The 12,199-nt window shown below is 40.0% G+C and carries 12 protein-coding genes; 9 read left to right on the top strand and 3 right to left on the bottom strand.

What is annotated here, in order from left to right; translation table 11 throughout:
- The first annotated feature begins 28 nt into the window (after positions 1-28).
- The 7 genes from FGD67_RS08550 to ribBA all read left to right on the top strand — a co-directional run bounded on the left by FGD67_RS08550 (position 29) and on the right by ribBA (position 6,545).
- Positions 29-616: an RNA polymerase sigma factor gene (locus FGD67_RS08550; RefSeq protein WP_257174614.1), complete on the top strand. Its 588-nt coding sequence runs from the start codon at positions 29-31 to the stop codon at positions 614-616.
- Positions 613-1,290, top strand: a complete 678-nt coding sequence (locus tag FGD67_RS08545) for a hypothetical protein (protein WP_257174613.1) — start codon at positions 613-615, stop codon at positions 1,288-1,290. The genes FGD67_RS08550 and FGD67_RS08545 overlap by 4 nt, the downstream gene beginning before the upstream one ends.
- 290 nt (positions 1,291-1,580) lie before the next feature.
- The gene (gene glyA, locus FGD67_RS08540) at positions 1,581-2,837 is read left to right on the top strand and encodes a serine hydroxymethyltransferase (RefSeq protein ID WP_257174612.1); all 1,257 of its coding nucleotides are present in this window, start codon (positions 1,581-1,583) and stop codon (positions 2,835-2,837) included.
- 242 nt (positions 2,838-3,079) lie between these two features.
- Complete coding sequence (nrdR, locus tag FGD67_RS08535; protein WP_077286232.1) at positions 3,080-3,535, top strand: transcriptional regulator NrdR; 456 nt, start codon at positions 3,080-3,082, stop codon at positions 3,533-3,535.
- A 38-nt stretch (positions 3,536-3,573) separates the two neighbouring features.
- The gene (gene ribD / locus FGD67_RS08530) at positions 3,574-4,701 is read left to right on the top strand and encodes a bifunctional diaminohydroxyphosphoribosylaminopyrimidine deaminase/5-amino-6-(5-phosphoribosylamino)uracil reductase RibD (protein WP_257174611.1); all 1,128 of its coding nucleotides are present in this window, start codon (positions 3,574-3,576) and stop codon (positions 4,699-4,701) included.
- 64 nt (positions 4,702-4,765) lie between these two features.
- Complete coding sequence (locus FGD67_RS08525; RefSeq protein WP_257174610.1) at positions 4,766-5,425, top strand: riboflavin synthase; 660 nt, start codon at positions 4,766-4,768, stop codon at positions 5,423-5,425.
- A 10-nt stretch (positions 5,426-5,435) separates the two neighbouring features.
- Positions 5,436-6,545, top strand: coding sequence for a bifunctional 3,4-dihydroxy-2-butanone-4-phosphate synthase/GTP cyclohydrolase II (ribBA, locus tag FGD67_RS08520; protein WP_257174609.1), 1,110 nt, complete (start codon positions 5,436-5,438; stop codon positions 6,543-6,545).
- Between the two features lie 153 nt (positions 6,546-6,698).
- On the opposite strand, the gene dxs is transcribed toward ribBA, so the two are convergent.
- From dxs to xseB, 3 genes are read right to left on the bottom strand one after another with little or no spacing between them, the layout of a single operon-like run.
- On the bottom strand, positions 6,699-8,585 hold the full coding sequence (dxs, locus tag FGD67_RS08515) for a 1-deoxy-D-xylulose-5-phosphate synthase (RefSeq protein ID WP_257174608.1): 1,887 nt from the start codon (positions 8,583-8,585) through the stop codon (positions 6,699-6,701).
- Between the two features lie 23 nt (positions 8,586-8,608).
- On the bottom strand, positions 8,609-9,499 hold the full coding sequence (gene ispA / locus FGD67_RS08510) for a (2E,6E)-farnesyl diphosphate synthase (protein WP_257174607.1): 891 nt from the start codon (positions 9,497-9,499) through the stop codon (positions 8,609-8,611).
- Positions 9,492-9,746 (bottom strand): exodeoxyribonuclease VII small subunit, encoded by a 255-nt coding sequence (gene xseB / locus FGD67_RS08505; RefSeq protein ID WP_257174606.1) that lies wholly within the window; start codon positions 9,744-9,746, stop codon positions 9,492-9,494. Before xseB ends, ispA begins: the two co-directional genes overlap by 8 nt.
- A gap of 234 nt (positions 9,747-9,980) precedes the next feature.
- Between xseB and pomA the strand changes: the two genes are divergently transcribed.
- Both pomA and FGD67_RS08495 read left to right on the top strand, forming a co-directional pair.
- Entirely contained in the window at positions 9,981-10,745 is a 765-nt protein-coding gene (gene pomA / locus FGD67_RS08500) for a flagellar motor protein PomA (RefSeq protein WP_257174605.1), read from the top strand.
- A gap of 12 nt (positions 10,746-10,757) precedes the next feature.
- Positions 10,758-11,696, top strand: a complete 939-nt coding sequence (locus FGD67_RS08495; RefSeq protein ID WP_257174604.1) for a flagellar motor protein MotB — start codon at positions 10,758-10,760, stop codon at positions 11,694-11,696.
- The last annotated feature ends 503 nt before the right edge of the window (positions 11,697-12,199 follow it).

Here is a 12,199-nt window from a genome sequence, read left to right as displayed (position 1 = left end):
TAGTGAATGAATGCTAGGATTGAATAAAATGAATAACTCAGTAGAATTGAGCGACTCAAAAAAGACTGTTTTTAAAACAGCTCAACATCAACTGGGTTATTCATTGAGCAATCAAAAACTATTTATCAAATGGGTTTCTGAACATGAGAAACTGTTACGTCATATTATTAATGGCTTTGAAGCTAAACCTGCGATTCAAGAAGAGCTATTTCAAGAAATAGCATTAAATATTTGGCAAGCATTACCAAGCTTTAGAGCTGATGCTGCGGTTAAAACTTTCATTGCACGTATCGCCCATAACGTATTAGCAACACATGTTGCTAAGGCGGTAAAAACAGTGAAAACAGAGTCAGAGCAAGAATTATCGCCTCTTCAAGATGAACAGCAATGCCAGCAACCTAACCCTTATCAGTCATTAGATCAACAACAAAGGCAACAGCGACTTGCTCAAGCTATTCGTCGTTTAACACTTGAACAGCAACAAGTGATCACTTTGGCACTAGAAGGCATGAGTTATCAAGAAATAGCTGATGTGTTAGCGATTACAGTAAATTTAGTCGGCGTAAGGTTACAACGAGCAAAAACTGCGTTAATGCAGTTATTGGAGGCCGTATGAGCGAAGAGAATGATAAAATTAAGATGGCAACTGAAAGTGAGCAAATACAAGACAAACTTGAGTCTACAACACTGATTATGCGAAAAAAAGACAGCCGCCCTGAATCAAATAAAGTGCTTGATGATACCTGGGCTGAATTAACACAAGATTGGCAAGCACAACCAACAGCTAAAACGGATATTGCCACTTTGGTCAAGCGCACCCGTCGTAGAACTTATGGTGCGAAACTTTGTTTTGTCTTAAATATCCTCGCCACTTTAGCAATCTTTATTGCCTTTTTTTATGGTATTTATCAGGGTGAATGGGGCGAGCCAGTTAATATTTATCTCGGCTTTGGTAGCTTATTGTCAGTTGCTTTTGTTTATTTTGAAATGAAAGTTCGTGTAGCGGCGTGGTCACAGTTATGTGACAGTCCTGAAAAGGCAATTGATAATGCTATTAGCAGTTGTGAATCGTCAATGAAATATATGAGGATTACCCAAATTTCGTTATTACCTTTTCTGCCGCTAGTTAATTGGTTTATTTATACGCTAGCTCAAACCAGTACTAAAGCCGTTTTACCGGCTTACCTTATTGCAAATGGCTTGATGTTTGTTGTCTATATTGTTGTCGATTATTTATACCGAAAACGTAAGAAAGAGCATCAGCAACTTGTGAAAGTTAAATTAGCATAAAGAACGGTTAATTTAAAATAAGTAGCATTTAATTTTGATATTCAGCTATATGTCGTTTTAAATTTGTTGTTTTTGCTTTTTTTAGAACGTATATTGGTTTTAATTGTTGATTTAAGCTGATAATAAAACTTATTTCACTCACTTTTACGACTATTTGATTGCAAAATGAACTAAAAGAGCGGGGTTTTACCGTGTACAAGCTTTACAAGTTCAGGCAAAATATGCCGCAATTAATTTTGCATTAACGCCAACCAAAGTCTTGCTATTGGCAGACTACTTGAGGATATAACATGTTTACACGTGATATGAATATTGCTGATTTTGATCCAGAACTTTATCAAGCAATGAGTAATGAAGTTGTTCGCCAAGAAGAACACATTGAACTTATTGCTTCTGAAAACTACTGTAGCCCACGTGTACTTGAAGCTCAAGGCTCACAACTAACCAATAAATATGCTGAGGGCTACCCTGGCAAACGTTATTACGGTGGTTGTGAATATGTTGATGTTGCTGAGCAACTAGCGATTGACCGTGCAAAAGAATTATTTGGTGCAACTTACGCTAACGTACAACCACACGCAGGCTCACAAGCAAACGCAGCCGTTTTCCAAGCGTTAGTATCGCCTGGCGGCAAAGTGCTCGGTATGAGCTTGGCTCACGGTGGTCACTTAACACATGGTTCGCATGTCAACTTTTCTGGTAAGTCATATGAAGCGATTCAATATGGTTTACACCCTGAAACGGGCGATATTGATTATGTTGAATTAGAACGTTTAGCATTAGAGCATAAACCAGAAATGATCATTGGTGGTTTTTCTGCATTCTCTGGCATAGTTGACTGGGCTCGTATGCGTGAAATCGCCGATAAAGTTGATGCCTACTTCTTCGTTGATATGGCGCACGTTGCCGGTTTAGTTGCTGCAGGTTTATACCCAAATCCAGTGCCACACGCACACGTAGTATCGACAACAACTCATAAAACATTAGCAGGCCCACGTGGTGGTTTAATTGTTTCTGGTTGTGACGACGCAGCAATTTACAAAAAATTAGACAGTGCGGTATTTCCTGGTGGCCAAGGTGGCCCATTAATGCACATTATCGCGGCGAAAGCGGTAGCATTTAAAGAAGCGTTAGCACCGGAATTTAAAGTTTACCAACAAAACGTGTTAGATAATGCCAAAGCTATGGTGGCAGTGTTACAAGAGCGTGGTTATAAAGTTGTGTCAAATGGCACTGAAAACCATTTATTACTACTTGATCTAATTGATAAAGACATTACCGGTAAAGATGCTGATGCAGCATTAGGTCGTGCTCATATCACCGTTAATAAAAACTCTGTACCAAATGACCCACGTTCACCGTTTGTAACGTCTGGCTTACGTTTAGGTACCCCAGCGATTACGCGTCGTGGCTTTGGTGTTGAAGAAACTCAAATGATCACGGGTTGGATTTGTGATATTTTAGACGATATTAACAATGACGCTGTGATTGCTAAAGTGCAAGCAGGTGTAAGTGAACTTTGTGCACGTTTTCCTGTTTATAAGTAATTCGTTATAACAAAGTGAATAAATCACGACTTCTTTACTAAACGTAAGGCAAGTCATAAAAAATGGCCACAGTAGTGGCCATTTTTTATTTAACGGTTTAATACCAATTTTACTAAGTTTCTGAGTGGGAACAAACTTAATAAACTTGGTATAAATTCGCTTTAATGGCAAGATTTTTAGCTTAATGAATGATTTTCAATTAAAATAGCGAGATTAAATTCTCACGACTGTGGAACTAATCCATGTATTGCCCTTTTTGTTCAGCCACCGATACTAAAGTTATCGACTCTCGTTTAGTTTCTGATGGTCATCAAGTCCGCCGTCGTCGCGAATGTTTAGCGTGCCATGAAAGGTATACTACCTTTGAAAGTGCTGAGTTAGTGATGCCGCGCATTATAAAACGTGATGGTTCTCGTGAACCTTTCAACGAAGATAAAATGCGCAGTGGCTTATTACGAGCCTTAGAAAAAAGACCGGTTAGCACCGAAGAAATGGAATTGTCGATTAATAAACTTAAATCGCAACTACGAGCTACTGGTGAGCGGGAAGTATCGAGTGAAATGTTGGGAACTATTATTATGAAGCAACTAAAAAGCTTAGATAAAGTTGCTTATATTCGTTTTGCTTCAGTTTATCGTTCGTTTGAAGATATCAAAGAATTTGGTGAAGAAATTGCCCGTTTAGGCGATGATGACTAACGAGTTAAACATAATTAGGCTTAACCTCGAGTGCAATAATGAGTGATTTTTCTTTAGCAGATTATAAGTTTATGCAAGGTGCCATTAATTTGGCAAAGCGTGGCCACTTTACCACTTCGCCTAACCCACGGGTTGGTTGCGTGATCGTGCTCAATGATGAAATTGTCGGCGAAGGTTATCATCAAAAAGCTGGGCAGGGGCATGCTGAAGTTCATGCGTTAAAACAAGCGGGCAACAAGGCGAAGGGCGCTACTGCCTATGTTACATTAGAGCCTTGTAGTCATTATGGTTTAACACCACCGTGTGCAGAAGCGTTAATTAAAGCGCAAGTAGGCCATGTTATTGCCGCTATGGTGGATCCTAATCCGAAAGTATCGGGCCGCGGCCTTGAACTTTTAAATGCTGCAGGTATAACGACACAATTTGGGCTACTTGAGCAAGATGCCCGGGCTTTAAATCCGGGCTTTATTCAATTAATGACCACTAAACTGCCTTATGTTCGCGTTAAGCTTGCCGCAAGCCTTGATGGTAAAACCGCAATGGCCAGCGGTGAAAGTCAATGGATAACCTCGAGTGAAGCGCGCACTGATGTGCAACGCCTAAGAGCGCAAAGTTGTGCGGTTGTTTGTGGCGCCGATTCGGTCATTTTTGATGCTGCCAAGATGACTGTACGTTGGCATGACTTAGGTGAGTTAAAAAATAGCTATGCACAAGCCGATGTTAGACAACCTGTGCGTATTATTATTGATGGCAAAAACCGCTTAACACCTGATCTCGCTATCTTCCAAAGCGAGAGTAAAATATTATTAATTCGACATACTATTGAAAATGACCTAACTTGGCCTCATTTCGTAGAACAAGTGCCTATGGTTAAGGCGAAAAATAGTGATCATATTGATCTTCGTGCATTATTGGCTTATTTAGCTAAACAAGGTTTGAACGATATTTTAATTGAGTCAGGTGCTCAGTTAGCTGGCGCATTTATTAGCGAAAATTTAGTTGACGAATTAGTACTTTACCAAGCGCCTAAACTTATGGGCGCTGACGGAAAAAGCTTAGTTAATATGCCCGACGTTAAGCAGTTATCAGCAGCGAAAAATCTTGATGTTACCGATATTCGCATGATAGGCAAAGATATTAGATTAACGGCAAAATTTAGTCGTTAATATCGATAGGCTGACAAGAGTATTCTTTTCAGTATAAACAGATAAATAAGTGACGAGATAAACAATGTTTACAGGGATCATAGAAGCCGTAGGGCGTTTGAGAGCAATTAATACCTCCGGTGGTGGCGCACGCGTTACTATTGATACTGCAACATTAGACTTGTCAGATGTTAAATTAGGCGACTCAATTGCCACTAATGGCATTTGCTTAACGGTTGTTGCGATAGACAGTGCTAGCTTTAGCGCTGATGTTTCGAGTGAAACATTAGCACGCACAGCTTTAGCTTATTATCAAATAGGTGATAGCGTTAATCTTGAAAAAGCCATGCTACCAACCACGCGTTTTGGCGGCCATATGGTTTCAGGGCATGTTGATTCGGTGAGTGAAATTACCAGCATTGAGCATCAAGGTAATAGTATTGATTACTGGCTGACTATGCCAACAGAACTAGCCGCCTATATTGCCGAAAAAGGTTCAATTACTATTGATGGTACAAGCTTAACCGTTAACAGCTTAACAGCAGATAAGTTTCGTTTAACGATTGTGCCACATACCACACAACAAACTATTATCAATCAATATCAAGTGGGCACTAAAGTTAACCTAGAAGTTGATTTAATCGCCCGATACATTGAAAGATTACTTACCAAGCAAACAGCTGACAAGCCAGAAGCTTCAGGTGTTACACACGCGTTATTAGCGCGCAGTGGTTTTATTAAATAAAGAGGTTGTCATGAATTTAAACACGCCACAAGAGATTATCGACGATATAGCTCAAGGTAAAATGGTCATCCTAATGGATGACGAAGATCGCGAAAATGAAGGTGACTTCATTATGGCAGCAGAAAAAGTTACGCCAGAAGCGATTAACTTTATGGCAACTCATGGCCGTGGCCTTATTTGTATGCCAATGTCAGCAGAACGCTGTGAATTGTTAAAATTACCTTTGATGGTTGATAAAAATGACGCACAATTTACCACTAACTTTACGGTTTCTATTGAAGCTGCTGAAGGTGTTACCACAGGTATTTCTGCTGCTGATCGAGCGACAACCGTATTAGCGGCAGTCGGCAAGGATGCTGATCATAACTCGATCGTACAACCAGGCCATATTTTCCCGCTGATTGCTAAAGATGGTGGTGTTTTAAATCGTGCTGGCCATACTGAAGCAAGTGTTGATTTAGCACGTTTAGCTGGTCTTGAAGCGGCCGCTGTTATTGTTGAAATACTCAATGAAGACGGCACCATGGCGCGTCGTCCTGATCTTGAAGTTATTGCTGAAAAACACGGCGTTAAAATGGGCACTATTGCCGATTTAATTGAATACCGTAATGCTAACGAAACCACCATTGAACGTGTTTCTCAATGTAAGCTACCAACCGCGTTTGGTGATTTTGATCTTACGGTATTTAAAGACACTATTGACGGCCAAGCACATTTTGCCTTAACGAAAGGTGAAATTAATCCAGAAGAGCCCACTTTAGTGCGTGTACACTTAGAAAACACCTTTAGAGATTTATTATTTAGTCAACGCGAAAGTGTCGCTAAATGGCCAATGGCTGATGCGTTAGAAAAAATTGCCAAAGAAGGCGGTGTGTTAGTCCTATTAGGCAAACATGAGTCACCTATGGAGCTTATTGCGCAAGTACAAAAATATGCAAAATTAGACGCCGGTGGAGCTGTTAAAGAAGTTAAACGTCATGTTGGCTCTCGCAACGTTGGTGTTGGCTCACAAATTTTAGCTAATCTAGGAGTCAGTAAAATGCGTTTATTAAGCTCACAGACTAAATATCATTCACTTTCAGGCTTTGGTCTAGAAGTGGTTGAGTATATTGCTGATTAAAAACGGTTTTGTTAAGCGAAATCAACGTACTTGTTATTCAATTGAGTGCGTTGTAATTACTTATCACTAGAATAACTTTTAGCAGCTCAATAAAAAAGCTATTTGATTAAATTCAAATAGCTTTTTTATTATCTTTGAATATGTTTTAAAGGTTTAATTTAAAGCGGTAAACTGCTTTATCTTCTCAAGTATACCTTCACTATCCAAACCAAGCTCTTGGTGAATTTCAGCCTGTGTGCCGTGCTTAATAAAACTATCAGGTAGTCCTATATTGAGGATCTTTTTCGCTATACCTTGGCTTAAAATAAACTCATTAACACCCGAGCCTGCACCACCGGCAATGGCATTATCTTCAACGGTGACGATACAGTCGTGGTTAGCACATAATGTTTTGATGATATCTTGGTCTAACGGTTTAACGAAACGCATATCAACTAACGTGGCATTAATATCTTCTGCGGCTATTTTCGCTTGGCTCAGTGTTGTACCAAAGTTAAGTATCGCCACTTTAGTGGTTGTAGTGCTGTCATCTATTGCACGTATGGTATTAGCTTTACCAAGCTCAATAGTTTCATTGAGTGTAGGTAATTCAGCACCATTGCCACAGCCGCGTGGGTAACGTACAGCAGCTGGGGTAGTTAATTGATAGCCCGTGTTGAGCATTAATTGGCATTCACGCTCATCAGATGGCGCCATAATCGTTAAGTTAGGTATGCAACGCATAAAGCTTAAATCAAATGAACCTTGATGTGTAGGGCCATCAGCACCAACAATACCGGCGCGATCAATAGCAAACAAAACCGGTAAGTTTTGAATAGCAACATCATGAATAAATTGGTCATAGCCACGCTGTAAAAAGCTTGAGTAAATAGCGACAACAGGCTTGCGTCCACCAATAGCTAAACCGGCAGCAAAGGTTACCGCATGTTGTTCGGCAATAGCGACATCAAAATATTGTTCTGGAAAGCGCTGGCTAAATTGCACCATACCAGAGCCTTCTCGCATGGCTGGAGTGATCGCGGCTAGTTTACTGTCTTGCTCGGCTGTTTTGCAGAGCCAATCGCCGAATATGGCTGAATAGCTTGGCAAGCTTGGTGCACTTTTAGGTAATGTTGTTTCTGTGTGATCAAACTTAGGTACAGCATGATACTTGATTGGATCTTGCTCAGCCTGTTGATAACCTTTACCTTTTTTAGTGGCAATATGTAATAACTGAGGGCCTTTTAGGTTGCGCATATTGGAAATAGTATTTACTAAACCGTTAACATCATGACCATCAATAGGGCCAATATAATTAAAGCCCAATTCTTCGAAGAAAGTACTTGGCACTACCATGCCTTTTAAGTGCTCTTCAGCGCGACTAGCAAGTTCTTTAATAGGAGGAATGTTTTTAAGTATCCGCTTACTACCTTCACGAATGCCGGTATATATGCTGCCTGAAAGTAGTTTTGCTAAATGATTATTTAAAGCGCCAACATTTTCTGAAATCGACATTTCATTATCATTTAATATGACGAGCATATCTTTATTGATATCACCGGCATGATTTAATGCTTCAAATGCCATACCCGCAGTCATAGCACCATCACCAATAACGGCAACCACTTTACGGTTTTTCGCTTCTTGCTCTGCAGCAACCGCCAAACCTAAAGCAGCAGAAATTGAAGTGCTTGAATGTCCGACACTCAGCACGTCATATTCGCTTTCTTCGCGCCATGGGAAAGGGTGTAAACCATCTTTTTGACGAATAGTGTGCAGTTGATCGCGACGACCAGTCAATATTTTATGTGGATAGGCTTGATGGCCTACATCCCAAATTAAGTGATCAAATGGTGTGTTATAAACATAATGTAAGGCAACCGTTAGCTCAATAGTGCCTAGCCCTGAAGCAAAGTGGCCACTACTTTTACTGACTGAGTTTAAGAGGTAACGCCTTAATTCTTCACTGGCTTGCGTTAATTTATTTTTATTTATTTTTCGCAAATCTTCAGGCCTGTCAATATTGGCCAGTAAAGGATATTCAGTTAGGTTTATAGTCATATTATTCAATTAAATTTTTTATATTAATGTTTGCGACTAACAATGAAAGTCGCAAAATCGGACAAGCTCTGGGTATTGTAAGGCAAAGTGCTTAAAGCTTGAAGCGCTTGTTGATATAAGTTTTCTGCTTTCTCTTGTGCGCCAGATAAACCCAACAGTGCAGGGTAGGTACTTTTGTTAGCAGCAAGGTCAGAGCCTGTTGGTTTGCCTAACTCTTCTTCCGTTGATGTGATATCGATAATATCATCTCGCACTTGGTAAGCTAAACCAATTAATTTAGCATATTGTACTAATTGTTTTTTATCATTTTCTGTCGCTTGTTGACTGCATTCAGCAGCCATCATAACCGATGCCTCAAGTAAAGCGCCGGTTTTTAAAGAATGTAAGTGCTCTAATTCTGCAAGTGTAATGCTTTTATCTGTGCCAGCTAAATCTAACGCTTGACCGCCACACATACCTTGATAACCTGCGGCATTGACTAAGTAACGTAATAAAATAATACGTTTACTAGTAACAGCTTCAGAGAAATCATGATTGGCAATAATATCAAAAGCTAAGGTTTGTAAACTATCACCAGCGAGAATAGCGGTCGCTTCATCAAAGGCTTTGTGACAAGTCGGTTGACCACGACGTAAGTCATCGTCATCCATTGCCGGTAGGTCATCGTGCAATAAGGAATAGGCATGAATGCACTCAATTGCTGCGGCAACACCGTCAATGTCATGTTGCTCAGCAGCTAAAGCTTCGCCGGTAATATAGGCTAAGTAGGGACGCATACGCTTACCACCAATGAGTAAACCATAACGCATAGCAGCCAATAGTTTTTCATCATTGCGCGCTAAGCTGTCAAGTTTAGCAGTTAAATAAGTGTCAATACGCGCTTGCACATTATCAAGGTTTTTAAGTTTAGTCACTGCTGATAGTCTCGTCAGTATTGAATGGTGATAATTGGCTTTGGCCATTTTTTTCTAGCAAAATATTAATTTGCTGCTCAGCACTTTTTAGCTTTTCTTGATTATGTTGACTTAGGTGCAAACCGCGCTCAAATAAAGCCATTGACTCTTCAAGAGCAAGATCGCCTTGCTCTAAATTTTGCACTATGGTGTCTAATTCATCTAATGATTCTTCAAAGCTTAAATTTTCAATTTTTTTTCTGGCCATGGACTTTTTTAGCGTGATATGAACTCTAGGCGCAAACTTACCTTAGCTGGCGCGCTGGGTCAATTAATGATGAATTTAAGCTGAAGAGTAAAATATTGACATTATCTTCTTAAGTTATTGACAATAAGAGCGATAATAGTCGTAATACGAAAAATATTAGTATTCGCGAAACATCAATTCATCAGGTATTATCAACACAGCGGATATATTCAAGAAAATTTACCGGAGGCATTTGTGGATTTAGCAACGTTAATAGGCATAGTCGGGGCTATAAGTTTACTGATTATGGCAATGTTACTCGCTGGTGACATTAGCATGTTTGCCGATGTGCAATCAGTGATCATTGTATTTGGCGGCTCAATCTTTGTTGTTTTAGCAAATTACAATTTAGGTCAGTTTTTCGGTATTGGGAAAATTGTCGCTAAATCTTTCATGTTTAAATTGGAGAGACCTGAAGAGTTAATCGAGAGAGCAGTTGAAATGGCTGACGCTGCACGTAAAGGCGGTTTTTTAGCGCTAGAAGAGGCTGAAATATCTAATGCTTTTATGCAAAAGGGTGTTGATATGCTAGTTGATGGCCATGATGCCGATGTTGTGCGAGCTACCATGCAGAAGGATATTGATCTGACAACAGAGCGTCATGAGTCAGGTTCTAACATGATGATGGCATTAGCCGATGTTGCTCCAGCTATGGGGATGATTGGTACTCTGATTGGTCTAGTGGCGATGTTATCAAATATGGATGATCCCAAGGCCATTGGTCCAGCTATGGCGGTGGCACTACTAACCACATTATATGGTGCCTTTTTAGCCAACGTTATTGCCATTCCCATCGCCAATAAATTAAAATTACGCATGGCAGAAGAGAAACTGAATCAAGAGTTAGTGCTTGATGCCGTATTAGGAATTCAGGATGGGCAAAATCCGCGGGTAATTGAGGGCTTGTTGAAGAACTATCTTGCTGAAGGTAAGCGAGCTGTGGATACCACCGAAGAATAGCGGGAGTTAATTATGGCAGATAAATGTAAGTGTCCACCTCCAGGGCTACCGGCATGGATGGGAACATTCGCCGACTTAATGTCGCTATTGATGTGTTTTTTCGTCTTGCTTTTATCATTTTCTGAAATGGATGTCTTAAAGTTCAAGCAAATTGCGGGTTCAATGAAATTTGCTTTTGGTGTACAGAATAAAATTGAAGTTAAAGATATTCCCAAAGGTACCAGTATTATTGCTCAGGAGTTTCGTCCAGGTAAACCTGAGCCAACACCGATTGAAGTTATTCAACAGCAAACCATGGAAATGACCCAGCAAATGTTGGAATTTCAAGCCGGTGATGAAACCTCTGCGGGTGGTCGTCAAGAGCAACGTGGTACTGAACGTGGCGGACAATCACAAAGTACTGCTGATGAAATGTCAGCACAAGCCATGCAAAAAGCGAAAGATGACTTAGAGCAAGCCTCACAAGAACAAGTTAATGAGTTAGTAAAGAAAATTGCTGAACAAATGGAGCAGCAAATTCAAGATGGTGCTATTGAGTTAGAGTCTTTAGGGCAGCAAGTTATCATTCGTATTCGTGAAAATGGTTCCTTTCCTTCTGGTTCGGCCTTTTTACAACCGCAGTTTAAGCCGATCATGCGTGAAATAGGTTTACTCTTGAACACAGTGCCAGGTGAAATAATGATATCGGGTAATACTGATAATCAAGGTATAAATTCAGAATTGTTCACTTCTAATTGGGATTTATCCAGTAAACGTGCGGTGGCAATTGCCCATGAAATTATCAAAGTACCTGGCTTTGATCAATCTCGTTTATTGGTTGTAGGACATGCGGATACTCGACCCTTAGTGCCGAATACGAATAGATTTAATCGTCGTCGAAACCGTCGTGTAGAAATTGCTATTAACCAAGGTAAAGCGAAGGAAACGGCTCCTATTTCAATTAGCCAATAATAAATGTTGCTGATTATTAATTAACCTTTAAGGGGTACAAACGCTGTACTCCTTTTTTATTTTTATAGCCATACTACCTCAAGATGCGAACTTCAGCTGAATCTAGCAGTGTCATGGGTATATAGTCTTATACCAATTTGATTAAATTTTTTCTCAATTCAGAGCGCTTCTCTTATGTGCAAAAACAAGGCGAATTTGTTTCGGTTTAGTCACTCTAAATCAAATAAATTTAACGAAGCTAGTGAATATCGAGAAAGCTCCCAGAGCTCGATTTTAAAAGGTTTACCTGCTGCGTTATTGATTTTGACAAGGTGCTCACAAGGATGTGAGTCATTAGAACAACGCTGGAGCAGTTGTCGAGAATAACCCTTATCTTCAATCAATACCTTGCCTGCATCTAGGTACTTAGGTTCAGTCTGGAACTATGAACCTGTGCCGCTAAGCCTTTAAATTCTCGCTGAGTGCGAAAGAACTTAATCAATTTGGTATTAATTATATCAAGC

The organism is Colwellia sp. M166, assembly GCF_024585285.1.
Taxonomy (GTDB): Bacteria; Pseudomonadota; Gammaproteobacteria; order Enterobacterales; family Alteromonadaceae; genus Cognaticolwellia.
Note: the sequence above shows the minus strand (reverse complement) of the source record. Positions and strands in the feature narration are given on the sequence as shown.